The organism is Allorhizobium sp. nf9_anc, assembly GCF_056323085.1.
Genome location: NZ_CM150481.1, coordinates 4,549,134 through 4,572,380 on the forward strand (window position 1 = coordinate 4,549,134; position 23,247 = coordinate 4,572,380).

21 protein-coding genes are annotated in these 23,247 nt (G+C 61.2%); 14 read left to right on the forward strand and 7 right to left on the reverse strand.

The window, feature by feature from the left end; all coding sequences use genetic code 11:
- Positions 1-51 precede the first annotated feature (51 nt).
- The 5 genes from AC02Y0_RS22050 (at position 52) to AC02Y0_RS22070 (ending at position 5,601) form a co-directional block, all read left to right on the forward strand.
- Positions 52-948 (forward strand): carbohydrate ABC transporter permease, encoded by an 897-nt coding sequence (locus AC02Y0_RS22050; protein WP_476381348.1) that lies wholly within the window; start codon positions 52-54, stop codon positions 946-948.
- Positions 945-1,766 carry a carbohydrate ABC transporter permease gene (locus AC02Y0_RS22055; protein WP_083697668.1) on the forward strand — a complete coding sequence of 274 codons (822 nt, stop codon included), beginning with the start codon at positions 945-947 and terminating at the stop codon, positions 1,764-1,766. Before AC02Y0_RS22050 ends, AC02Y0_RS22055 begins: the two co-directional genes overlap by 4 nt.
- A gap of 9 nt (positions 1,767-1,775) precedes the next feature.
- Positions 1,776-4,019: a glycoside hydrolase family 2 protein gene (locus AC02Y0_RS22060; protein ID WP_476381350.1), complete on the forward strand. Its 2,244-nt coding sequence runs from the start codon at positions 1,776-1,778 to the stop codon at positions 4,017-4,019.
- 11 nt (positions 4,020-4,030) lie between these two features.
- Positions 4,031-5,122 carry an ABC transporter ATP-binding protein gene (locus tag AC02Y0_RS22065; protein ID WP_476381352.1) on the forward strand — a complete coding sequence of 364 codons (1,092 nt, stop codon included), beginning with the start codon at positions 4,031-4,033 and terminating at the stop codon, positions 5,120-5,122.
- A gap of 89 nt (positions 5,123-5,211) precedes the next feature.
- Positions 5,212-5,601, forward strand: a complete 390-nt coding sequence (locus AC02Y0_RS22070; protein WP_476381354.1) for a RidA family protein — start codon at positions 5,212-5,214, stop codon at positions 5,599-5,601.
- A 15-nt stretch (positions 5,602-5,616) separates the two neighbouring features.
- Here AC02Y0_RS22070 and AC02Y0_RS22075 read toward each other — a convergent pair whose 3' ends face one another.
- From AC02Y0_RS22075 to AC02Y0_RS22100, 6 genes are all read right to left on the reverse strand, one after another.
- Positions 5,617-6,198: an NAD(P)H-dependent oxidoreductase gene (locus AC02Y0_RS22075; RefSeq protein ID WP_476381356.1), complete on the reverse strand. Its 582-nt coding sequence runs from the start codon at positions 6,196-6,198 to the stop codon at positions 5,617-5,619.
- Between the two features lie 235 nt (positions 6,199-6,433).
- Positions 6,434-7,843: an FAD-binding oxidoreductase gene (locus AC02Y0_RS22080; RefSeq protein WP_476381358.1), complete on the reverse strand. Its 1,410-nt coding sequence runs from the start codon at positions 7,841-7,843 to the stop codon at positions 6,434-6,436.
- Positions 7,844-7,845: 2 nt separating this feature from the next.
- Positions 7,846-9,159 carry a cytosine deaminase gene (locus AC02Y0_RS22085; protein WP_476381360.1) on the reverse strand — a complete coding sequence of 438 codons (1,314 nt, stop codon included), beginning with the start codon at positions 9,157-9,159 and terminating at the stop codon, positions 7,846-7,848.
- Positions 9,159-9,953: an ABC transporter permease gene (locus AC02Y0_RS22090; RefSeq protein ID WP_444558042.1), complete on the reverse strand. Its 795-nt coding sequence runs from the start codon at positions 9,951-9,953 to the stop codon at positions 9,159-9,161. Before AC02Y0_RS22090 ends, AC02Y0_RS22085 begins: the two co-directional genes overlap by 1 nt.
- Positions 9,953-10,783: an ABC transporter ATP-binding protein gene (locus tag AC02Y0_RS22095; RefSeq protein WP_476381362.1), complete on the reverse strand. Its 831-nt coding sequence runs from the start codon at positions 10,781-10,783 to the stop codon at positions 9,953-9,955. The genes AC02Y0_RS22090 and AC02Y0_RS22095 overlap by 1 nt, the downstream gene beginning before the upstream one ends.
- 252 nt (positions 10,784-11,035) lie before the next feature.
- Positions 11,036-12,052 (reverse strand): ABC transporter substrate-binding protein, encoded by a 1,017-nt coding sequence (locus AC02Y0_RS22100; RefSeq protein ID WP_102021826.1) that lies wholly within the window; start codon positions 12,050-12,052, stop codon positions 11,036-11,038.
- Positions 12,053-12,230: 178 nt separating this feature from the next.
- Between AC02Y0_RS22100 and AC02Y0_RS22105 the strand changes: the two genes are divergently transcribed.
- Positions 12,231-13,184, forward strand: a complete 954-nt coding sequence (locus AC02Y0_RS22105; protein WP_476381364.1) for a LysR family transcriptional regulator — start codon at positions 12,231-12,233, stop codon at positions 13,182-13,184.
- A gap of 7 nt (positions 13,185-13,191) precedes the next feature.
- On the opposite strand, the gene AC02Y0_RS22110 is transcribed toward AC02Y0_RS22105, so the two are convergent.
- Positions 13,192-13,992 carry a creatininase family protein gene (locus AC02Y0_RS22110; RefSeq protein ID WP_476381367.1) on the reverse strand — a complete coding sequence of 267 codons (801 nt, stop codon included), beginning with the start codon at positions 13,990-13,992 and terminating at the stop codon, positions 13,192-13,194.
- A 314-nt stretch (positions 13,993-14,306) separates the two neighbouring features.
- Between AC02Y0_RS22110 and AC02Y0_RS22115 the strand changes: the two genes are divergently transcribed.
- The 8 genes from AC02Y0_RS22115 (at position 14,307) to AC02Y0_RS22150 (ending at position 23,245) form a co-directional block, all read left to right on the forward strand.
- Positions 14,307-14,588: a thiol-disulfide oxidoreductase DCC family protein gene (locus AC02Y0_RS22115; RefSeq protein ID WP_476381369.1), complete on the forward strand. Its 282-nt coding sequence runs from the start codon at positions 14,307-14,309 to the stop codon at positions 14,586-14,588.
- 405 nt (positions 14,589-14,993) lie between these two features.
- Positions 14,994-15,254, forward strand: a complete 261-nt coding sequence (locus tag AC02Y0_RS22120) for a DUF4212 domain-containing protein (protein WP_102021822.1) — start codon at positions 14,994-14,996, stop codon at positions 15,252-15,254.
- A gap of 12 nt (positions 15,255-15,266) precedes the next feature.
- A complete protein-coding gene (locus AC02Y0_RS22125) occupies positions 15,267-17,033 on the forward strand; it encodes a sodium:solute symporter family protein (protein WP_476381371.1) in 1,767 nt (588 codons plus the stop codon).
- An 88-nt stretch (positions 17,034-17,121) separates the two neighbouring features.
- The gene (locus tag AC02Y0_RS22130) at positions 17,122-18,948 is read left to right on the forward strand and encodes a DUF294 nucleotidyltransferase-like domain-containing protein (protein ID WP_476381373.1); all 1,827 of its coding nucleotides are present in this window, start codon (positions 17,122-17,124) and stop codon (positions 18,946-18,948) included.
- 11 nt (positions 18,949-18,959) lie between these two features.
- Complete coding sequence (locus tag AC02Y0_RS22135; RefSeq protein ID WP_476381375.1) at positions 18,960-19,481, forward strand: hypothetical protein; 522 nt, start codon at positions 18,960-18,962, stop codon at positions 19,479-19,481.
- Between the two features lie 4 nt (positions 19,482-19,485).
- Complete coding sequence (locus tag AC02Y0_RS22140; RefSeq protein WP_476381377.1) at positions 19,486-21,561, forward strand: 3'-5' exonuclease; 2,076 nt, start codon at positions 19,486-19,488, stop codon at positions 21,559-21,561.
- A 248-nt stretch (positions 21,562-21,809) separates the two neighbouring features.
- Positions 21,810-22,754 (forward strand): Bug family tripartite tricarboxylate transporter substrate binding protein, encoded by a 945-nt coding sequence (locus AC02Y0_RS22145; RefSeq protein ID WP_476381379.1) that lies wholly within the window; start codon positions 21,810-21,812, stop codon positions 22,752-22,754.
- The gene (locus AC02Y0_RS22150; protein WP_476381381.1) at positions 22,751-23,245 is read left to right on the forward strand and encodes a tripartite tricarboxylate transporter TctB family protein; all 495 of its coding nucleotides are present in this window, start codon (positions 22,751-22,753) and stop codon (positions 23,243-23,245) included. The genes AC02Y0_RS22145 and AC02Y0_RS22150 overlap by 4 nt, the downstream gene beginning before the upstream one ends.
- Positions 23,246-23,247 lie beyond the last annotated feature (2 nt).

The following is a 23,247-nucleotide window of genomic DNA, read 5'->3' on the forward strand; positions in this document are numbered from 1 at the left end:
CCTTCCGTATACAAATGTTCAGTGACCACTGATCGGGTTCGGGGACACCGCATGGCCACCACATCCAGATCCAGCTTGAAGCGCTATTACGACGTGAACGGATGGCTGTTCGTGGCGCCCGCGATCGCGCTGATTTCGCTGTTCATGCTCTATCCGATTGTCCGCTCGCTCATCCTTTCCTTCTATTCGGGACGTGGGATGATGCTGAAATTCTCGGGCGGCGGAAACCTCGTGCGTCTCTGGAACGACCCGGTCTTCTGGCAGGCGTTGCAAAATACCGTCATCTTCTTCGTCGTGCAGGTGCCGATCATGATCACCATGGCGCTGATCCTGGCGGCCATGCTGAACAATCCGAAGCTGCGCTATTCCGGCCTGTTCCGGACGATGATCTTCCTGCCCTGCGTTTCCTCACTGGTCGCCTATTCCATCCTGTTCAAGAGCATGTTCTCGCTCGATGGGGTCGTGAACAACGTGCTGCTCGCCATCGGCATCATCGGGGAACCGATCGGTTGGCTCACGGACCCTTTCTGGGCCAAGGTCCTGATCATCATCGCCATTACCTGGCGCTGGACCGGCTACAACATGATCTTCTATCTGGCGGCGCTGCAGAACATCGATCGCTCGATCTATGAGGCGGCGAAGATCGACGGTGTGCCGTCCTGGGGGCGGTTCGCCTTCCTCACCATTCCGATGCTGAAGCCGGTGATCCTGTTCACCACGATCACCTCGACGATCGGCACGCTGCAGCTGTTCGACGAGGTCTATAACTTTACCGAAGGCACAGGCGGACCGGCGAATTCGACGCTGACGCTTTCACTCTACATCTACAACCTGACCTTCCGCTTCATGCCGAGCTTCGGTTATGCGGCGACCGTTTCCTATGTCATCGTGCTGATGGTGGCGGTTCTCTCCTTCCTGCAATTCTATGCCGCGAGGGAACGCACATGATGACCACGCTTCGTCGCCGCCTGCCTGATATCGTGCAGTATAGCGTGTTGTCGCTTGCCGCCTTTCTCTCGATCTTCCCCTTCATCTGGATGGTGATCGGGGCGACCAATACGACAAGTCAGATCATCCGCGGGAAGGTTACCTTCGGTACGGCACTCTTCGACAACATCGCATCCTTCTTCGCGCAGGTGGATGTGCCGCTGGTATTCTGGAATTCGGTGAAGATCGCGCTTGTCGGCACGGCTCTGACGCTGCTCGTCTCCTCGCTTGCCGGCTATGGTTTCGAGATGTTCCGCTCGAAGCTCCGCGAGCGGGTCTATACCGTGATCCTCTTGACGCTGATGGTGCCGTTTGCGGCGCTTATGATCCCGCTCTTCATGCTGATGGGGCAGGCGGGGCTGCTGAACACGCATATCGCCATCATGCTGCCGATGATCGCGTCTGCCTTCATCATCTTTTATTTCCGCCAGGCCTCGAAGGCCTTCCCGACCGAGCTTCGGGATGCGGCCAAGGTGGACGGGCTGAAGGAGTGGCAGATCTTCTTCTACATCTATGTGCCGGTCATGCGCTCCACCTATGCGGCGGCCTTCGTCATCGTCTTCATGCTGAACTGGAACAACTATCTCTGGCCGCTGATCGTGCTGCAGTCGAATGACACGAAGACGATCACGCTCGTCGTGTCCTCGCTGGCTTCCGCCTATTCGCCCGAATACGGCACCGTGATGATCGGCACGATCCTCGCCACCCTTCCAACCCTCCTCGTCTTCTTCGCCATGCAACGACAATTCGTTCAGGGCATGCTCGGCTCCGTGAAATAGGACTTTGAAATGCGCATTATCGAGAATTTCAACCGGGACTGGACCTTTCGCGCCGGATTTGAACCGGCTTTCGCCTCGGCTTCGCAGCCGGGTGAAGAGGTCCAGCTTCCCCATACGGCGGTCGAACTGCCCTACAATTATTTCGACGAGAAGAGCTACCAGAAGGCCTTTACCTATCAGAAGGTCATTGCCTGGGATCCGCGTTTCGAGGGTCGCGAAGTGTCGCTGGTGTTCGATGCCGCCATGGCGGACAGCGTTGTCTATCTCAACGGTCTGGAGATCACCTCGTATAAGGATGGCTACACCCCGTTCGAAGCCCGGCTTACGCCGCATCTGAAGGCTGGCGACAACCTGCTGACGGTCAAGATCGACGGCTCGGAAAACCCCGAGATTCCGCCCTTCGGCGGCGTGATCGACTATCTCACCTATGCCGGCATCTATCGCGACGTCTGGCTGAAGGTGACGGCGCCGGTTTCGATCAAGAACGTCAAGATCGAGACGCCGGATGTGCTTGCTGAAACCAAGCAGGTGACGGCGAAGGTCTGGATTTCCAATCCGACGGATCGGGCGCTTTCCGGCAAGGTCACGGCTGTTCTGAAAGATGGCGCGGGTCAGGAAATTGCGCGGACCGAGGTGAGTGTTTCCGGCGGTGAGGCCTCGCTCGGCTTTTCCGGACTTCAGGGCATCACGCTCTGGGATATCGACAATCCCGCTCTCTATCACCTCACGGTGACGCTTGAGACGGCTGCCGGTGCCGACGCTGTCACGAGCCGTTTCGGCTTCCGCTCGGCGGAATATACGATCGAGGGCTTCAAGCTGAACGGTCGCGTGGTGAAACTTCGGGGCCTCAACCGTCACCAGGCCTGGCCGCATCTCGGCTACGCCATGGGTCGTCGCGGTCAGGAGAAGGATGCCGACATCCTGAAATTCGATCTTGCCTGCAACATCGCTCGCACCTCGCATTATCCGCAGTCGAAGTACTTCCTCGATCGCTGCGACGAGATCGGCCTGCTTGTGTTCGAGGAAATCCCCGGCTGGCAGCACATCGGCGGCGATACCTGGAAGGCGGAGAGCGTTCAGAATGTGCGCCGGATGATCGAGCGCGACTGGAACCACCCCTCTGTTATCATCTGGGGCGTGCGCATCAACGAGAGCCAGGACGCCCATGACTTCTATGTCGAGACGAATGCCATGGCGCGTTCGCTCGATACGACCCGTCAGACCGGCGGCGTGCGCTACATCACCGACAGCGAGCTGCTCGAAGACGTCTATACGATGAACGATTTCATCCTCGGCATGGAGGAACTGCCGGGCCATAATCGCGAGCGGCTGGTGCTGCGCGATCAGCGCGAGGTGACCGGGCTCGACCGCAAGGTGCCCTACATGATCACCGAATATGGCGGGCACATGTATCCCACCAAGCGCTTCGATCAGGAACAGCGGCAGGCAGAGCATGTCGGCCGGCATCTGGCGATCCTGAATGCAGCCGCTGGCGATCCTTCGATTTCGGGCTCCACCGGCTGGTGCATGTTCGATTACAACACCCACAAGGATTTCGGCTCCGGCGACCGCATCTGCTATCACGGCGTCACGGACATGTATCGCGAGCCGAAATTCGCCGGCTACGCCTATGCCGCGCAGGGCGATCCCAAGGATGGTGTGGTCTTGCAGCCGGTCAGCTTCTGGGCGCGCGGCGAGCGCAATATCGGCGGCGTGCTGCCGCTGATCGTGCTGACCAATTGCGACTATGTCGAAATCCGCATGGGCCATATCGTCAAGCGGATCGAGCCTGACATCAAGACCTATCCGCATCTGCCGCATCCGCCGTGCATTCTCGACCACAGCATGGTGACGCCGGAGGAATTCGGCGAATGGGGCATGACCTGGCGGGATGGCGAACTTGTCGGCTTTATCAACGGCGAGGAAGTGGTTCGCCGTCATCTGCCGGCCGATCCGCTGCCGACGACACTCGAGATTGCGGCCGATGATAGAGAGCTCAGGGCAGGCGAGAAGGACACGGTTCGCGTGATCCTGCGGGCGCTCGATCAGGGCGATAATGTCCTCGGCTTCTTCGACGATCCGGTCGAAGTATTGCTTGAGGGCCCGGGCCGTATCGTTGGTCCGACGCTTCTGTCCTTCAAGGGTGGCGCCGTGGGCGTCTATGTCGAAGCCGGAAACCAAGCCGGTCACTTGACGCTGTCCGCGACTTGCCGTCCCTTCGGGACCCAGCGCATCACCTTCAACGTCACCTGAGCGAGGCTTAAATGGCAGAGGTCCGGCTCACCGATATCCGCAAGTCCTACGGCTCGCTCGAGGTCATCAAGGGGGTTAATCTCGAGGTTTCCTCAGGGGAATTCGTCGTCTTCGTCGGTCCCTCCGGCTGCGGCAAGTCCACGCTGCTCCGGATGATCGCGGGGCTTGAGGATATCTCCTCCGGGGAGCTGACCATCGGCGGCACCGTGATGAACGATGTCGACCCATCGAAGCGCGGGATCGCCATGGTGTTCCAGACCTATGCGCTTTATCCGCATATGACCGTCCGGGAAAACATGGGGTTCGCGCTTCGGTTTGCCGGCATGGCGAAGGACGAGATCGAGCAGCGCGTCAATGCGGCCGCGAAGATCCTCGAACTCGATGCGCTGATGGATCGCAAGCCCAAGGCTCTGTCCGGCGGTCAGCGCCAGCGCGTCGCCATCGGGCGGGCGATCGTGCGCCAGCCGGATGTTTTCCTGTTCGACGAGCCGCTCTCCAACCTCGACGCGGAACTGCGCGTGCATATGCGTGTCGAGATCGCCCGGCTGCACAAGGAGCTCAATGCCACGATCGTCTATGTCACGCATGATCAGGTCGAGGCGATGACGCTGGCCGACAAGATCGTCGTGATGCGCGGCGGCATTGTCGAGCAGGTCGGTGCGCCGCTGGCACTCTACGACGATCCCGACAACATGTTCGTCGCCGGCTTTATCGGCTCGCCTCGGATGAACTTTCTGCCAGCGGTGGTGATCGGTCAGGCGGAGGGTGGACAGGTGACGGTAGCGCTTAAGGCGCGGCCGGATACGCAGCTGACCGTTTCCTGCGCGACCCCGCCAAAGGTGGGCGATGCCGTGACGGTCGGGGTGCGGCCGGAGCACTTTTTACCGGCTGGCAGCGGCGAGACGCAGCTGACGGCCCATGTCGATGTGGTCGAGCATCTCGGCAATACCAGCTATGTCTATGCCCATACGGTGCCCGGGGAGCAGATCATCATCGAGCAGGAAGAGCGGCGTCACGGGGGGCGCTACGGCGACGAGATGGCGGTGGGGCTTGCTGCGAAGACCAGCTTTCTCTTCGATGCCTCGGGGCGGCGTATTCGCTAGGCGAAAGGCCCGGATTTGTAAGGTCAAAAGGCGTGTGGAGGCATGCTTTTTCCTTTCGCAGACGGGCTCGCCGCGTTAGGCTCAAGTTCATGAAAAAGGTCTTCAATCCCCCTTCCGTCCGCCGTCCCTTCGGGCATTACAATCACGGTCTGCTCGTGCCGCCGGGTGGGAGCCTGCTCGTTACTTCCGGCCAGCTCGGCATCCGCCCCGATGACACAGTTCCATCTGATGTCACCGGTCAGGCTGAGCTGTGCTTCGAGGCGATCAAGGCGATCCTGGAAGAGGCTGAGATGACGTTCGCGGATGTGATCCGTGTCTCCGGCTTCGTGACGCGGCGGGAGGATTTTCCTGACTATATGGCGGTGCGCGATCGCTACACGCTCGACCCGAAGCCGGTCTCAACGCTGCTGGTGGTGGGGGGCTTCACGCGACCGGAATTCCTGGTCGAAGTCGAGGTGACGGCGGCCAAGGTCGTCTGACCGCCGGCTTAACCTTCAGAAGTTTTCCATCTCGCGGCGCACCTTGGCCATGAACGCAGCGCGGGTTTCTTCCGTGCAGTTGTTCATGTCGTAATGGGCGAGGTATTTCACCGGTGCACCGATCTTGATCTGGGCGCGGAGGACGCGATTGACGATCTTCTTCGGCGGGTTGCCAACAAGGAAGGCGCGCATCGGGGTGGCGCCATAGGTCATGACGGCCGCGAGCTTCCTGATGTGGCTGAGCGTCGGCGTCAGCTTGCCGTCTACCAAATCGAACGAGACGCCGGGCAGCCAGACGCGGTCGAAATAGCCCTTCAGCATGGCCGGAAAGCCGAAGTTCCAGACGGGGGTGACGATGACAAGCGCTTCCGCCTTCTTCAGGCGGTCGACATAGGGCTGCACCAGGGAGAGGTTGTCGGGAATGTCGTGATAGACGCGGCGGTCATGGGCCGAGAGCACCGGGTCGAAACCCTCCTCGTAGAGATTGCAGCCGTCGACTTCGTGGCCTGCCTTTTCCAGGCTCTCGCAGGTGAGCTTGTAAAGCGCCCGGCCGAAGCTTTCATCGAGGGGGTGGGAGTGAAGGACGAGTACGCGCATGTCAAAAGCTCCAAGTCGTTGCCCGCCGCTTTCGCAGTCGGGGTCCAGTTGAACTTCCGCGCCGTTTGTCCCAGCATCCCAGTCCTTCGCCGCCTGATGCCGAGGGATGGGGGATGCCATGTCTGATGTTGCATGGGCCGGAGTGATCCGGCCGGGAGTACCTTCGGAATAAGTTCGTTCCGGCGGTTCTTCGTTGCGACTCCGGAACGGGAAGCCGCAACGCATCTGGTGGGCCTTACGAGGCTTCGGAAAACACCTCCAGGCCCGGGAACAGGTAGTTCTTGCCCGCAGCGAAATCGAAGTCGGGGTTCTCCCAGGCGATCATCTTGCCGGGGTTCAGTAGGCCCTTCGGATCGGTTTCCTTCTTGAAGGCAAGTTGGACCTGGTCGGTCTGCTTCATGCCGCCTTCCTCGAGCGTATAGCGGTGGGGGTTGAAGATCGGGCAGCCGTTTTCTTCGTGGATGCGGATGATCTCTTCCAGCCGCTCCTTGGTGGTGTAACGCACCAGTGGCAGGCCGGCGCACTGGATCTGGCCGTCGAACTTGATGAATTCGAGATGGCCGATGACCTCGTCCGGGAAGAGTTCGGTCATCACGCGGACCTTCTCGACATGATCGGGGCCGGCATACTGGACCTGGAGATAGGTGATGTTGGTGTCGAGCTTCAGCGCCCGCAGCGTCGTGTGGTTCCAGGTGAGCTCATAGGCATGCGGGATGCCCTTCATGCTTTCGACCTGATCGGAGCGGAAGCGCACATCCCCCTTCATCCGCTCGGCGAGCGCCAGGAAGGGTTCCATCGAATGCGGCGCCACCATCAACACGACCACTGACTGGCCTTCCTTCAGCCAGGGCTTGTGGCGGGTGAAATAGTCGAAGGGAATGGGGGCGGCGATCGGGGCGACTTCCTTCAGGAGGATGCCGTTTTTGTGGGAGAGCGCATCGGCGAATTTGACCGCGTCCATGAACTCGTCATAGCCGACGATGACGTCGACCCAGTCGTAAGCCGGGGCAAGCGGCATCTCAACTTCGGTGATGATGCCGTTGGTGCCATAGGCATGGGAGACCTTCTGCAGGTCCCAGGCGGAAAGTTCTAGCACGCGCGGCTCGGCTTCCATGGTGACGACGCGCAGGCGCAGGATATTGCCGAGGTCACGCAGGCCGCCCCAGGTGATCGAGCCGACGCCGCCGGAGCCGCCGGCGATGAAACCGGCGACCGAGGCGGTCTGCTTGGTCGAGGGGTGGAAGCGCAATTCCTGGCCGGAATGTTCCTTGGTCTGGCGGTCGAGCTCGGAGATGATGATTCCTGGCTCGCAGATGACGCGGCCGGGCAGGATCTCCTTCACCTTGTTCATGTTGATGAGGTTCAACACGATGCCGCCCGAGAGCGGCATGGCCTGGCCGTAATTGCCCGTGCCGCCGCCACGCGGGGTGACCGGCACGCCATGCGCATAGGCCACTTTCAGCGTTCGGATGACCTCTTCTTCCGTCGTCGGGGAAACGACGAGGTCACCGACGACATTGTCGAGTTCCTCCTTCAGGATCGGCGAATACCAGTAGAAATCGCGGCTTTTCTGTTTGACCAGAGCCGGATTGTCCTCGACGGCGATGCCTCCCAGCTCTTCGATGATTTTGGCGTAGTCGGCCATGTCTAAACTCCAAGCAACGGGTCAAGTTCGCGGTAATCCGGCAGGCTGCGGTCGATGCCCATGCCATTCCGCATCACGATGCGGTCGGCCTGCGGACGGGAAAGGAATTCGCTCCAGCGGCGGGCGCTGAAGAGGACGAGATCCGCCTTGCCACCCACGGCGATGCGGCCATGGTCGGGGCGCTTCAGGATGTCGGCGGGCGTGCGGGTGACGACCCTCGCTGCGGTATCCAGCGGATGGTCGAGATGGATGATACGCACCGCTTCGCGGAAGACTTCGACGGGGTCGAGATCGCCATAGGCATAGAATGGGTCGCGGGTGTTGTCGGAGGAGACGGCAGTGGCGACGCCGGCGGCTGACAGTTCGTGGAAGAGGGTGACGCCGCGCTGGCGGGGCGTGCGGCCCGGATGACGGTCCTGCAGATACATGTTGCACATCGGCAGCGAGACGACCGAGAGGCCGGCCTCTGCCACCAGATCGATGGTGTGCTTGGCCAAGTCGTCGTCCTGGCGGGCGAGCGAGCAGCAATGGCCGACGGTTACAGAACCCTCGAAGCTGTTGCGGAGTTTGGCTTCCGCAATGGTCTTCAGCGTCAGGGTTTCCTTGTCCTGCGTCTCGTCGACATGCAGGTCGATGTCGAGGCCATTCTCGGAGGCTGCGCGGAAGAGGATGTCGAGCTTTTCGTCGAGGCCCGGCATCAGATAGGTGACGCCGCCGAGCAGGCCCTTGTTGGCAACGATGACCTCGACCAGATCCTTGAAGAAGGCCTCGTCGGTGATCTGGTCGAAGGGGAAGAGGGCGGCGGCCTGCAGATCGATCTTGCCGGCCCAGGTGTCGCGGACTTCGGCGAAGACCTCGAACGAGATGCGGTGCTGGGGCGCCAGGCTGTCGAGATGGGTGCGGATCAGGCTGGTGCCGTGGGCGTAAGCCGTGCGCAACGAGAATTCCATGCGGGCCTTGACGTCGGAAGCCGTCCAGCGGGCCTCGCGATCGGTCTTCACGGCTTCGAGCGCGCCGATGAAATCGCCTGAGGGGTTCGGCCGGCGGTCCCAGATATGGCCCTTGTCGAGATGGGTGTGCATGTCGACGAAGGTCGGCCAGACCATGCCATGGCGCAGATCCGTGGAGGGCAGGCCTGATGGGGCGGTGCCGGGTTTCAGGATCGCCTCGACCTTGCCATCCGCGACGATGATGTCGGCGCTGATCAGGCCCTCGCATGCGGGGGCCTCGACGCCATCAACGCAAATCTCGGGGAGCGTCGCATTGGCAAGGACGAAGCGCTTGGCGGCGGGAAGGTTGGCAATCGGGTTCGACATCAATTCTCTCGTTTCAGGCTGCTCTCGTGCCAGCGATGCAGCGCCAGCCAGGAAATAAAGGAGGTAATGGCGAAGATCACCACACCGAGGCAGGAGAGCAGGAAGAGGGCGGCGAAGAGGCGCGGAATGTTCAGACGGAACTGGGCCTCGAGCAGGCGGAAGGCAAGGCCTGAACCGGCGCCAGCCGAGCCTGCAGCAAATTCTGCGACGACGGCAGCGATGAGGGCGAGGCCGCCACCGATCCGGAGACCCGTCATGAAATAGGGGAGGGAGGCTGGGAGCTTCAGATAGAGCAGCGTCTGCCAGCGCGAGGCGCCGTAGAGGTCGAAGAGATTGAGCAAGTTATGATCGACGCTCTTCAGGCCCTGGACCATGTTGGAGAGGATGGGGAAGAAGGCGACGAGGAAAGCGCAGATCAGGAGCGCAACTTGCGTCGAGGGCGAATAGATCAGGATCAGCGGTGCAATGGCCACGATCGGCGTCACCTGCAGGATGACGGTGATCGGATAGAAGGCGATCTCGATCCATTTCGACTGGACAAGCGCAACGGCGATGCCGACACCGCCGAGAAGCGCGAGGCCCAGCGACATCAGCGTAATCTTGGTGGTGACCCAGAGCGCCGGCGACAACGTGCCCCAGTCCTTGAACAGGGCGCCGGCGACCGCGATCGGGCCGGGCAGGATGTATTGCGGGACACCGGAAACCCAGACGCCGACCTGCCAGACAATGATCAACAGACAGACGACGAGAATAGGAACGAGGATTTTCGCAAGCGTTTCGGCCGGTCCGGTCATCAGTGATGCTCCCCGCCCATGGCTTCGATCAGTGTCTTGGAGACGGTTTCACAAGCTTGCCGATACTCCTCGGACGTCCGGTAGAAGGCGTCGCGGTCGAGGCTGGTCTGCAGCGGGAAATCGGCATGCACCCGGCCGGGGCGCGCCTTCATTACGACGATGCGGCTTGAGAGGTAGGCGCTTTCGAAGACGGAATGGGTGACGAAGATGACCGTGATGCCGGTCTCCTTCCAGAGCGCCAGCACATCGTCGTTCAGCTTCTGCCGGGTGATCTCGTCGAGGGCGGCGAAGGGTTCGTCCATCAACAGCAGCTTCGGCTTGGTGACCAGCGCGCGGGCGATCGAGACGCGCATCTTCATGCCGCCGGAGAGTTCGCGGGGGTAGGCGTCGGTGAAATCCTTGAGGCCGACGCGGTCGAGGGCGGCGAGGATATCGGCCTTGGCGGCCGACTTGGAGATGCCGCGCAGTTTCAAAGGCAGGTAGACATTGCCGAAGACGGTCGCCCAGGGCATCAGCGTCGGCTCCTGGAAGACGAAGGAGATATCGCCTTCAGGCAGGCCCTTCGAATTGATGCGGGAACTCGGCCAGTCGATGGTGCCGGTCGTGGTGTCGCCGAGGCCGGCGATGATGCGCAGTGCTGTCGACTTGCCGCAGCCGGAGGGGCCGAGGAGGGAGACGAATTCACCGCCGTTGACGGTGAGCGACATGCCGGTCAGCGCTACCGTGCCGCTGGAGAAGACCTTTGATACGTTCTTCATCACCACAAGCGCCCGGCGCTGTTCGGGAGGGGGCGGGATGATGGGGTCTTCGGTGGCTGGCGAACTGGTCATTCTGTCTCGCGATACATCCGCGTTGCATTCTGGTGTTGCGGCAGGGGTGGCGTTGCGAGGAGGGGTACCCACCTCTGTCCGGCCGGACATCTCCCCCTCAAGGGGGAGATAGGATCGTGGTGGGCGTCTACCCTCCCCTTGAGGGGGAGGGTCGGCACGCAGTGCCGGGGTGGGGTGATTTCAGCGTGAGACGGCCGATCACCCCCACCCGCAGCTTTGCTGCGACCTCCCCCCTCAAGGGGGAGGTGGAGATTACTTCTTCAGCGCCATGCCGACGCCCTTGCAGACGAACTGGGTGGTGTAGGCCTTCTTGTAATCGAGGTCGGCTGGCTGGACGCTGATCTGGACCATGGCGTCGAAGAAGGCCTTGTACTTTTCGTCGGTCATGCAGCCGATGCCCTTGTCCATCGCTTCGGCCGATTCGACGATGCCGTATTCCTTCATCTTGGCGATCGAGTATTCGATCTGGCCATCCGTCATTTCCGGATTGTCCTTCTTGATGAGGTCGTTGGCGGCCTTGTTGTCGCCGTAGAGGTAGTTGTACCAGCCCTCGATCGAAGCATCGACGAAGCGCTGCACGACATCAGGCTTGCTCTCGACCATGGTCGTCGTGGTCGTGATCATCGTCGAATAGGGATTGTAGCCGTTATCGGCGAGAAGGAAGACCTTCGGTGCCCAGCCGGCCTGCTTCTCGATCTCATAGGGTTCCGAGGTCAGATAGCCCTGCTGGGCTGACTTCGGATCGGCGATGAAGGGGGCCGGGTTGAAGGTGTAGGGCTTGTACTTCTCGTCGGTGAAGCCCTCGAAGTTCTTCTTCATCCACTCGTAATAGGTGACGTAGCCGTCCTTGCCCATGAAGATCGAGTCGAGCTTGGCGAGGTCGGCGAAGGTCTCGATGCCCTGGTCGGGATGGGCGAGCAGGACCTGCGGGTCCTTCTGGAAGATGGCTGCCACGTCGATCAGCGGGATGCCTTCCTTGACGGCGTCCATTTCGCCGAGCGGGCTGCCCATGTAGAAATCGACCTTGCCGGCGATCAGCAGCGCACGGTTGGCGGCCTGCGGACCGCCCTGGATCACGGTGACCTTGAGGCCATATTTCTCATAGGTGCCGTCGGCCACGGCCTGATAGAAGCCGCCATGTTCGGCCTGGGCCAGCCAGTTCGTGCCGTAGCTGACCTCATCGAGGGCGAGGGCGGCGGAGGTGGAAGCCAGCGAAGCTGCAAGGCCCATCAGGGCAAAGAGGCTGGTCTTGGTGAGCGTGTCGCGCATAAATCGTTCCCCTGTTCGTTCCAGGGCCCGTTTTCGGGCTCCCCTTTCCGGCATTTGATCGGCTGGCATGCGTCTTGAAAAGCATCAAAATTCGTCCGCATCGATGCTTTTTTTGCACTGCTCTCAGGATTGATGCATAGTGATGCGGCATGACTAATTTTTGCGCAGCGGAGGCCTCGTGCTGCATTCCCGAAAGCTCGTCTATATCAACGAAATCGTTCGCTGCGGGTCGATCCGAAAAGCCGCGGCCCGGCTGAATGTCGCATCTTCCGCGGTTAACCGCCAGATCCTCGCGCTGGAGGAGGAACTCGGCGCGCCGATCTTCGAGCGGCTGCCGAAAGGCCTGCGATTGACGGCGGCTGGTGAGCTCTGTGTCGAGCACATCCGCGATGTTCTGAAGAATTACGAGCGTCTGGAAGGCCGGATCCGTGGCCTGAAGACCCCGCAGGCCGGCAAGGTATCGCTGGTCACCACCGTCGGTCTCGCCTCCGGACCGCTGCCGGAGATCCTGGCAGGCTTTGTTGCCGCGCATCCCCGCGTCCAGATCAAACTGCGCAACGACGGCGGGTCCACCACCATCAACCCTGTGCTCACCGGTGAGGTGGATCTCGGCCTCGGCTTCAACATCCCGGCGACGCCAGGCATCCGAACGCTCGCAAATTTCGACGTACCCGTCGGCGTGGTGTTGCCGCCGGGACACCGGCTGGCCGGTGAGCAGGGGCCGATCGATCTGGTCGAAGTGGTGCAGGAACCGCTGATCCTGGCGCAATCCGGCACCAGCCTGCGCAACATCATCGATCTGGCGCTTGCGCCTCTGCCTTTGCTGGTCGAGCCTGTCGTCGAGACCAATTCGTCGGAGTTGATGAAGCAGCTGGTCAAGGCCGGTACGGGGCTCACCATGCTCAACCCGCTCGATGCGGTTGCCGAATGTCGGCGCGGCGAGCTCATCTTCCGGCCGCTGACCGAGGCGCATGTCCGTCATCAGCCCATGAAGCTGTTTGCCCGGGCGCGGGCGCCGCTCGATTCAGCGACGAGCCTTTTCGTCGAATACCTGATGCAGGAGATGTTGCTGTTGGTTCAGGATCTGAAGGCGCGTGGGCACATCCCCGAGACCATACGCGGCCAGGCGTGAGCCATCTTCAGCCGGGTGTGTAGAGGTTCGACAGCGGGTAGGCCGTAACGTCGCGCAGGAGCTCGATGAAACCTGCGACCTGATGCCGGCAGATCGCGGCCCCCTTTTCCGCCGTGCCCTTGGATGCGTCGCCGACCACGCCATGCGGGTTGAGATCATGGGCGATCCAGGCAAGCGAATGCGGCGGGAGCGGCGTCAGGAACTTCGAATTGGAGCGCATTTCCTCAGCCTTCGAGACGAAGTTCTGAGCCTTGTCCATACGGACCAGTTCGGGCCGGAAATGCAGCATCAGCGAGGTCTCGACCTCGCCGCCATGAATGCCGTAACGGCTTTCGTTTTCCGAGATCATCCCGTCCGGATTGCCGAAGCGGCCCCATTGGGTCGATACGACGACCATCTGGTGGCGGACGCGCAGTTCGCGGGCGACGATGCTCATGACATCGACATTGCCGCCGTGGGAATTGACGATGACGAGCTTGCGCAGGCCGGCTTCAGCCACCTTGGCACCGATCGCCGTCCAGGCGGGGATCAGGATTTCCGGACCGAAGGAGAGGCTGCCTGGGCCATAGACGTGCTCGTTGGCCTTGCCGATTTCCTGGGTCGGCAGAACGAGAATGTCGAGATCGTCGGGGCGCTGGACCTTCAGTTCTGCCAGCATGCCGTTTGCGATGGCGACATCGGTTGCGATCGGCAGATGGGGGCCGTGCTGTTCCGTGGACGCGATCGGCAGGATGGCGATCGTTTTGTCTGGCGACAGGCCGGCAAAATCCGTTGTCGTCAACTCGTTCCAGAAGAATGGTCTGGTCATCACCGCAGGTCCCGTTTTTTGTCTATTCCCGTTCGATAAGACAAAAGTGCAGGACCCGAAAAGCACCATATTGCGCTCGCGGCGATGCCAAATTGCGCTCGCCTGTGTCTGAGAAGTCTGCTCGGTCCAGGATCGGATGCGGCACGACTGATTTGCCGGCCCTTTTGGCCAGCGGCGTCCGGACGCATTGCCGGAATGCATGTCGAGGCCCAGATTGATGGGACGACGTCCTTTGGTAAAGTGGTCCCATGTCTCCGCAAGTCACCGTTTGGTTCGATAGCAGTTGTCCGCTCTGCCTGCGGGAGATTGCGCTGATGCGCCGTCTCGATCGACGCGGGGCAATCCACTTTGTCGATGCCTGCGACCCAAGTGGTGCCTGTCCTATCGATCGCGCCGAGCTGCTTTCGCGGTTTCATGCCGAAGAAAGTGGGAAGCTGCTTTCGGGCGCGCAGGCGTTTGCCGCCATGTGGCGTGCCATCCCGCTTCTGCGTCCTCTCGGACTTCTGGCCGGCTGGGCGCCTGCGACCCCGATTTTCGAGGCTGCCTATCGTCGTTTCCTGCGTATCCGGCCACGCCTGCAGCGGTTGTTTCGCTGAAGGCTTGTGGCTCTGCGAGGGCTGGTCACGTATTGGCTCTTTCAAAGCCAGACGATGGGAATGACATGCCCCTTGTGCAGCCGCGCTAAGTCGCTGGAATGACTTGATGGGCTGAGGTGCCTTGTCATCATATCGCTTTGGCGAATGGGCGCATTTCCAAACTTCGCAAACCAACATGGTTGCTTAACGGTTAAGCTTTCCTGCTCCGAGTCACTCTCAACTGGCCGCTGCGCCACCCAATCCTGCGATCGGTCCGTCCTGCGACTAACGGAGAATGTACGTTCTCCGGCGGATTCGTTAATCCTAAACAATTGTCTATTCCGCCGTGGGACATGGAATGGCGGGACAGACTTGGAGGAATGACGTTCCAGGGGGACGTCTCATCGAGGAAAGGGAGGAGTACTCGTGACGGATAAATCTTCGTCTAACGCTTACTGGTCTGCAAACGTTCGCGTCATCTACATCTGCCTGGCGATCTGGGCCGTCGTATCCTACGGGTTCGGCATCCTGCTTCGCCCCGCTCTGTCGGGTATTGCCGTCGGTGGAAGTGATCTTGGCTTCTGGTTCGCCCAGCAAGGCTCGATCGTGGTCTTCATCATCCTGATTTTCGGCTACTCGGTTTATATGAACAAGATCGACCGCGAATTCGGCGTCGACGAGCAGTAAGGCGGAGCAACAATGGATCAGTATACACTCAACCTGCTGATCGTAGGCGCGTCCTTCGCGCTCTACATCGGCATTGCCATCTGGGCTCGCGCCGGAACCACGGCCGAGTTCTACGCTGCAAACCGCGGCGTCAATCCTGTCATGAACGGCATGGCAACTGCGGCTGACTGGATGTCGGCTGCCTCCTTCATCTCGATGGCTGGCCTCATCGCCACTGTCGGCTACGGCAACTCCACCTACCTCATGGGCTGGACCGGCGGCTACGTGCTGCTCGCGCTCCTGCTTGCTCCCTACCTGCGCAAGTTCGGCAAATACACCGTCCCGCAGTTCATCGGTGACCGCTTCTACAGCCAGGGCGCTCGCCTGACGGCTGTCGTCTGCCTGATCATCATCTCGGTTACCTACGTTATCGGCCAGATGACCGGTGCAGGCGTCGCCTTCTCTCGTTTCCTCGAAGTCGAAGTCTCGACCGGTCTCTGGATCGCTGCTGCCGTCGTTTTCTGCTACGCGGTTCTCGGCGGTATGAAGGGCATCACCTACACGCAGGTGGCTCAGTACATCGTTCTGATCATCGCCTACACCATCCCGGCGGTCTTCATTTCGCTGCAGCTGACCGGCAACCCGATCCCGTGGTTCGGCCTCTTCGGCACGCACACGGAATCCGCACTGCCGCTGCTCCAGAAGCTCGACCAGGTCGTCACCGACCTTGGCTTCAATGCCTACACCGCTCAAGGCTCCATGCTGAACATGACCCTGTTCACGCTGTCGCTCATGATCGGTACAGCTGGTCTGCCGCACGTCATCATCCGCTTCTTCACCGTTCCGAAGGTGTCTGATGCTCGCTGGTCGGCAGGCTGGGCGCTGATTTTCATCGCGTTGCTCTATCTGACGGCTCCGGCTGTTGGCGCTATGGCACGCCTGAACATCATCGACACCATCTTCCCCGGTGGCACGCAGCAGGAAGCGGTTCTCTATGAGGAGCGTCCGGACTGGATGCGCAACTGGGAAGTCACCGGTCTGCTGAAGTTCGAAGACAAGAATGGCGATGGCCGTATCCAGTATTATAACGATGCTGCTGCGGGCTTCACCGAAACCGCCACGCAGCGTGGCTGGGCTGGTAACGAGCTGACGATCAACAACGACATCCTCGTTCTCGCCAACCCGGAAATTGCACAGCTGCCGGGCTGGGTTATCGCACTCATCGCCGCCGGTGGTCTCGCAGCCGCTCTGTCGACTGCGGCCGGCCTTCTGCTTGCTATCTCGTCAGCAATCAGCCACGACCTGATCAAGGACTTCCTGAAGCCGGACATCTCTGAAAAGGGCGAGCTGATGGCCGCGCGTATCTCGATGGCAGGCGCGATCTTGGTTGCAACATTGCTGGGCATCAACCCTCCGGGCTTCGCGGCACAGACGGTTGCTCTCGCTTTCGGTCTTGCGGCTGCAACGATCTTCCCGGCTCTGATGATGGGCATCTTCTCGAAGCGCATCAACTCGGTCGGTGCCACGCTCGGCATGATCGTCGGCCTCGTGGTTACCTGCTTGTACCTGTTCACCTATCTGGGCTGGTTCTTCATCGCAGGTACCAACATGGTCGAAAACGTTCCGGCCAACTACATCTTCGGCATCCCGCCGACGGCGTTCGGCCCGATCGGTGCGCTGCTCAACTTCGCCACGGCCTATATCGTGTCGATGATGACCCAGGCTCCGCCGAAGCATGTCCAGGATCTCGTCGAATCCATCCGCGTTCCGCGCGGTGCGGGTCAGGCGACCGGTCACTGATAGAGACAATCGGGAGGGGCGGCCCTGTGTCGCCCCTCCTGTCCCTCAGTCATTCGCGGCTCGATAGCGCCAAATGAGGGCAAACAGGATGTCGCAAGCACAATCCGACGTGCTGATGTTTCTCGAGACCGTTCATCCGTATGACAGTCTTCCGAGAGACGAGATCGAGCGGGTTTCCACCCGGTTCGCACCCCTTACCTTTTCCGCAGGATCCGAAATCTATCACCGCGGCAACGTATTGCCGGGCATCTATCTCATCATGGATGGTGCCGTAGAGATCCTGGATGCCGCCAGCACGGTGGTCTCCGAGCTTGCCGCTCGAAACTCCTTCGGCGAACGTGGCCTGCTGTCCGACGGTTTTGCAGCGACCACGGCAATTGCGCGCTCCGACTGCACCCTGCTCATGTTGCCGAAAGACGAGTTCCATCGGTTGATGCAGGAACAGGCGGTCTTTTCCCGCTTCTTCACCCGCGGGCGCTTTGCCGATACCCGGCGTGGCGATATGGCGATCCAGAAGGTCAGCGAACTGATGTCGCGACCTCCGATCGTTTGTGCCCCATCCGATACGGTCCGTTCTGCCGCCACCCTGATGCGTGAACGGCACGTCTCTAGTCTCGGTGTTGTCGACGCCGGGCGCTTTCTCGGTATTCTCACGACCCGCGACCTGACAGGGCGCGTGCTTGCCGAGGGCTTGAACCCCGACACGACCCCGGTTTCTGCGGTGATGACGCCTGATCCGGTTGGGCTGCCGGGGGAGGCTTTGGGCTCCGACATCCTGCATCTGATGCTGGAGCGCCGTGTCGGTCATCTTCCGGTCGTCGAAGGCGACAGGCTGGTGGGGATGATTACCCAGACTGATCTCATTCGCTTCCACGCGATCAGCTCTGCGCAGTTGATCCGCGACATCGCGTCGGCCGAGCGGGCGGAGGATATGCGCGCGATCACGGCGCGTATCCCGCAATTGCTCGTGCAGCTCGTCGGTAGCAACAATGCCCATGAAGTCGTTACCCGGCTGATCACTGATATCGCGGACAGCGTGACCCGCCGGTTGATCATGCTCGCCGAGCGTGAGCTTGGGCCGCCGCCGGTGCCCTATGTCTGGCTTGCCTGCGGCAGCCAGGGGCGGCAGGAGCAAAGCGGCGTCAGCGATCAGGACAACTGCATTTTTATCGAAGATGGCGTGGAGCCGGAGGAGATGCCCTGGTTCCAGCAGCTCGCTGCCAAGGTCAGCCGGGGCCTCGACATCTGCGGCTATTTCTACTGCCCGGGCGACATGATGGCGACCAATCCGCGCTGGTGCCAGCCGGTTTCCGTCTGGCGCAGCTATTTCCGGGACTGGATCTACAAGGCGGATCCGACAGCGCAAATGCTGGCGAGCGTGATGTTTGACCTCAGGCCGATCTGCGGAGCCTCTTCGCTCTATCAGGATCTCCAGGCTGAGATCCTGGAAGAGGCGAGCCGCAACTCGATCTTCACGGCCCATATGATCAGCAACTCGCTGAAGCATGCTCCGCCTCTCGGGCTGCTTCGCGGGTTTGCCACCATCCGCAGCGGCGAACATCGCAACCAGATCGACATGAAGCACAACGGCGTGGTTCCGGTGATCGATCTCGGGCGGGTCTATGCCCTGATGGGACGGCTTGCACCGGTCAACACGCGCGCACGGCTGCTGGCCGCCGAGGAGGCGGGCATCATTTCCGGCGCCGGTGCACGCGATCTGATCGCGGCTTACGACCTGATCGCCGATATGAGGCTTCGCAATCAGGTGAGGCAGGTGCGGGATGGGCGAAAGCCGGATAACTTCCTCGCACCGTATGATTTCGGAGACTTCGAACGGTCCCATTTGCGCGACGCCTTTGTCGTCGTGCGCACCATGCAATCGGCGCTCGCCAATGGCGGCCGGGCGCCCGTCTGAAGGAATGAAGAATGCTGTTTGAGTTGATCGCTGCGGTCGTCGCCGGTGTTGCTCTGGCCGGTGTCGCGATGTTGCTGCGCTGGTTGAGCCGTGGGTTGCTGCCGAAATGGATCGTCCCAACGATGGCTGGTCTCGGAATGCTGGGGTACTCGATCTGGAGCGAATACAGCTGGTTCGACCGGATGAATCTTGCGCTGCCGGGTATCGAGGTGTCCTGGAAAAATGCGCAGACGGCCTTCTGGCGTCCGTGGTCGTATATCGAACCTGTCACCACCCGCTTCAGCGCCGTCGACATGAAGACCGCAAGGCGTCATCCGAACCAGCCGGGTCTCGTCATGGTCGATATCCTGCTCGTGGCGCGCTGGCAGCCGGTCAAGCCGGTGAAGGTGGTCTACGACTGCCCGAATATGCAGCGGGCGGATCTGGTCGATGCCAATGTGAGCATCGCCGACGACGGCAGTCTGGTCGGTGCCGACTGGGTCAAGCTCGATGCAGAGGACGCGGCGATGAAAATCGCGTGTACGACAAGGTGAGGACATGCTGATCAAGATCGGGCTGCGCGCACGCATCCTTCTGTTCTTCGTGGCACTGGCTGCCGGCGCCGTTGCGGCGCTCGCGGTCGGGCTGTGGTTCGGTTACCACCGCGAAGGCAGCCCCGATATGTTTGACGCCTTCATGCAAGGGGCAATCGCTGCCGGTTTCCTGATCCTGGCACTCATCACCTGGATCTGGTTTCTCTTCGATACGCATGTCGCCCGCCCCATAGACAAGGTCGCGTCTGCCATGCGTGCCCGGGCGCATGCGGATGTCGCTCACGAGCTCCCGACGGATGACGCACGCTATCTCGGTGATCTCGCAGCTGCGGCCTCGGCAACCGCTGCGACACTTGCCCAGACCCGCGGTGCCCTTGCCGAATCCGTCCAGCGCGAGACATCGCGCCTTGCCGCCGACAAGAACAAGCTCGAGCAGTTGCTTGCCGATGTGCCGCCCGCGGTTCTGCTCTGCACCGGTCGCCATCACCTGGTGTTCTACAACGGCGTCGCGAAACAGTTCCTTGCCGGTTCGCAGCGTCCCGTCTGTCTCGACCGCAATGTCTTCGACTATCTGAGCGAAGGCCCGATCCGGGATGCACATCACAGGCTTCTGGAGAATGCGGATCCCGATGCCGTCGTGGAGTTCATCTGTCTCAGCCCTTGTGGCGAGCGGCGTCTTGCCGGTCGCATGCGGCTTGCGAGTGACAATGGCGGCGATGGCGGGGCCTATGTGATGACCTTGCGCGATGTCACCACGGAGGTCGCGGCCTATGGGAGGCGGGATGTGCTTCTGGGGGATGTCTTCCTGCAGATCCGCCCGGCTGTCTCGGAGCTCCGGCGACGTGCCGCGGATCAGTCAGGTGGGCCGCTCGAAGATAGTGATATCCGCCCGCAGATCGAGGCGCTCGACACGATGCTGGATGCGCTCGAAGGCCGCTTCGAGATCTGTCGTTCCGATGGCTGGCCGATGGCGGCCACCGATGCGCGCGAGCTTGCCAGCCAGTTGCGGCGAGAGTTGGTGGGGCTCGGATTGTCGCTCGAGATTGCCGCAGACGAGGTTGCCGTCCGCTGCAATGCCTTCGACATCGTGAGCCTCCTGGGACACATCGCATCGCGGGTAAACGGTGCGACGTCCGCCGGGCAATTCCGGTTGGCGATCTCGGCCGTCGGTGACGCCGCTGAGCTCGCCGTCTCCTGGTCTGGCGGGTCGATCACGCAAGAGGCGCTGCAGGGCTGGCTCGGGGAACCCGTCTATGAAGGCGGCGTGGCATGCGAGACGATCCTTCGTGCGCATGGCAATACACTTTCGGTCGCTTCCATCGGCGATCACCCGGCGATCCTGACGCGGTTGCGGCCTATCGAGCGCCTTCGGCCCGTAGGAGCGGACCTGTCTCGGCACGTGGTCTATGATTTCGACCTTCTGTCCCGGATGCATTACGACAAGATCTCCGACGCCCGTCTTGATGCACTGACCTATGTCGTCTTCGATACCGAGACGACAGGGCTTTTGCCCGAGCAGGGCGACGAGATCGTGCAGATCGCGGCGGTGCGGATCGTTAATGGCAAGCGGGTGAAGAGCGAGGTTTTCAACCTGCTGGTCAATCCGGGCCGTCCGATCCCGGCCTCGGCCACGGCGATCCATGGAGTCAGCGATGCGATGGTTGCCGATGCCATAAGCGTCCAGGAGGCCGTGCGGCAATTCCATCGTTTCGCCGAGGGCGCAGTGCTCGTGGCACATAACGCTCCCTTCGACATGGAGTTTCTCTATCGGCGGGAGAAGGAGGTGGGGCTGCGGTTCCTGCATCCCATTCTCGATACCGTCCTTGTCTCGGCCACGGCCTTCGGTCGTGCCGAAACGCACACGCTCGATGCGCTGGCCAGCCGCTTAGGCGTCCATATCGAGGATGCTGACCGCCACACGGCACTTGGTGATGCGATCGCGACGGCTGACGTCTTCATCAAGCTCAAGGACATGCTCGCAGGCCAGGGCCTCGTGCGGTTCGGCGAGGTGCTCGCCAGCGTGCGCACGCATCAGCGGCTCGTTCGTGATCTGAACGACCATCAGGTGCAGGCCTCTTAAGCCGTCGCGGTCGCTTTTCAGTTGATTTCTCTCGCGGGGTTCTCCCGCATGTCTGTCACGGCGGTGACAGGTGCGTGACAGGTTATGCTGTTAGGCCTATGGTCACATCGTCCCGTGGAGGCGGGGCAGATGGGACATGGGAGGAGCAGGCTTTGCCTGGAACGGTTCACGCCGTATTGCGGGTACCCGCATTCTCCCCACAGATCAGTTGAAAGCGGCAAGAGCCGCGTTGATGGTGGAGGACTATCTTGAAGCACTTTTTCCTGGCATCTTTTCTCGCAGGCGCTCTGGCCCTTCCGGCCGTTGCTGCCGACTACACGATCATGGCTCCGGCAGCGCCTGGCGGCGGCTGGGACCAGACGGCCCGCTCGCTGCAGGCCGTCATGCAGTCTGAAGGTATCTCCGGCAATGTTCAGGTCGTGAACGTGCCGGGCGCCGGTGGCACCATCGGTCTCGCCCAGTTCGCCAGCCAGCAGAAGGGCAATCCGAACGCCCTGATCGTCGGCGGCTACGTCATGGTCGGCGCGATCCTCACCAACCAGTCGCCGGTGACGCTGGCCGACGTTACGCCGATCGCACGCCTGACCGGCGAATACGAAGCCATCGTCGTTCCTGCCAATTCCGAGATCCAGAATATCGGCCAGCTCGTCGAAAAGCTGAAGGCTGATCCGGGTTCTGTTTCCTGGGCTGGTGGCTCGGCAGGCGGTACTGACCATATCGGCGCTGGCCTGATCGCCAAGGCTGCCGGCGTTGATCCGACCAAGATCAACTACATCGCCTATTCTGGCGGTGGCGAAGCACTTGCTGCCATCCTCGGCGGCCAGGTCACTGTCGGCATTTCCAGCTACGGCGAATTCCAGGCACAGGTTGCTGCCGGAACGCTACGTCTGCTCGCTGTCTCCAGCGCCGAACGCATCGCCGGTGCAGATGCCCCGACGCTGAAGGAAATCGGCCTTGATGTCGTGCTGCAGAACTGGCGCATGGTTGCCGCTGCTCCGGGCCTGACCGACGAGCAGAAGGCTGCTGTTACGGCTGACGTCGAAAAGCTTGCGAAGTCTGCCGGCTGGCAGGAAACGCTGAAGACCAAGAACTGGCAGGACACCTATCTCGTTGGTGCGGCCTTCGAAGAGCAGCTCGCCAAGGATATCGCTGCTACTGAAGCCATCCTCAAAGACATCGGTCTCGTGAAATGAGCATGGAAGAGCACTCTTCCGGACAACGCACGCGCCGCCCTGATTGGGCGGCGCTGGCCATCGCGATGGTGATGTTCGCGATTGCCGGCCTGATCTTTTACGATGTCGCGCGTCTGCAAGGCGGAAACCTCTATTCCGGTATTGGTCCCGCAACCGTGCCGAAGGGCATCGCCATCGGTCTGATCGGGCTGGGCATCTGGACGGTCTTCGCTGCGCTGCGCCGCGACTTTCCTGAGCGGGAGCACCAGGAGCTTCCCCCCGTCTTGTTCATCGTCGCGGGACTTGCCGCGCAGATGCTGCTTTTGAAGACCGCCGGTTTCTCGATTGCCACCGGTATTCTGTTTGCCATGACCGCTGCCGGATTCGGCAAGAGAAAGTTCTGGATTTCGCTGCCTGCGGGCATCGCACTCTCCTTCGTCGTGTGGATCATTTTCGCGCGCTTCCTGCAACTGTCCTTGCCGGCGGGTCCACTCGAGCGGCTGTTCTTCTGAGG

Coding starts and splice junctions, on each gene's coding strand:
- AC02Y0_RS22095 (WP_476381362.1), bottom strand. CDS start 10,783: ATGACCAGTTCGCCAGCCACCGAAGACCCCATCATCCCGCCCCCTCCC.
- AC02Y0_RS22070 (WP_476381354.1), top strand. CDS start 5,212: ATGAAAAAGGTCTTCAATCCCCCTTCCGTCCGCCGTCCCTTCGGGCAT.
- AC02Y0_RS22080 (WP_476381358.1), bottom strand. CDS start 7,843: ATGGCCGACTACGCCAAAATCATCGAAGAGCTGGGAGGCATCGCCGTC.
- AC02Y0_RS22075 (WP_476381356.1), bottom strand. CDS start 6,198: ATGCGCGTACTCGTCCTTCACTCCCACCCCCTCGATGAAAGCTTCGGC.
- AC02Y0_RS22085 (WP_476381360.1), bottom strand. CDS start 9,159: ATGTCGAACCCGATTGCCAACCTTCCCGCCGCCAAGCGCTTCGTCCTT.
- AC02Y0_RS22125 (WP_476381371.1), top strand. CDS start 15,267: ATGGATCAGTATACACTCAACCTGCTGATCGTAGGCGCGTCCTTCGCG.
- AC02Y0_RS22065 (WP_476381352.1), top strand. CDS start 4,031: ATGGCAGAGGTCCGGCTCACCGATATCCGCAAGTCCTACGGCTCGCTC.
- AC02Y0_RS22055 (WP_083697668.1), top strand. CDS start 945: ATGATGACCACGCTTCGTCGCCGCCTGCCTGATATCGTGCAGTATAGC.
- AC02Y0_RS22100 (WP_102021826.1), bottom strand. CDS start 12,052: ATGCGCGACACGCTCACCAAGACCAGCCTCTTTGCCCTGATGGGCCTT.
- AC02Y0_RS22150 (WP_476381381.1), top strand. CDS start 22,751: ATGAGCATGGAAGAGCACTCTTCCGGACAACGCACGCGCCGCCCTGAT.
- AC02Y0_RS22090 (WP_444558042.1), bottom strand. CDS start 9,953: ATGACCGGACCGGCCGAAACGCTTGCGAAAATCCTCGTTCCTATTCTC.
- AC02Y0_RS22050 (WP_476381348.1), top strand. CDS start 52: ATGGCCACCACATCCAGATCCAGCTTGAAGCGCTATTACGACGTGAAC.
- AC02Y0_RS22130 (WP_476381373.1), top strand. CDS start 17,122: ATGTCGCAAGCACAATCCGACGTGCTGATGTTTCTCGAGACCGTTCAT.
- AC02Y0_RS22060 (WP_476381350.1), top strand. CDS start 1,776: ATGCGCATTATCGAGAATTTCAACCGGGACTGGACCTTTCGCGCCGGA.
- AC02Y0_RS22110 (WP_476381367.1), bottom strand. CDS start 13,992: ATGACCAGACCATTCTTCTGGAACGAGTTGACGACAACGGATTTTGCC.
- AC02Y0_RS22115 (WP_476381369.1), top strand. CDS start 14,307: ATGCGCCGTCTCGATCGACGCGGGGCAATCCACTTTGTCGATGCCTGC.
- AC02Y0_RS22135 (WP_476381375.1), top strand. CDS start 18,960: ATGCTGTTTGAGTTGATCGCTGCGGTCGTCGCCGGTGTTGCTCTGGCC.
- AC02Y0_RS22140 (WP_476381377.1), top strand. CDS start 19,486: ATGCTGATCAAGATCGGGCTGCGCGCACGCATCCTTCTGTTCTTCGTG.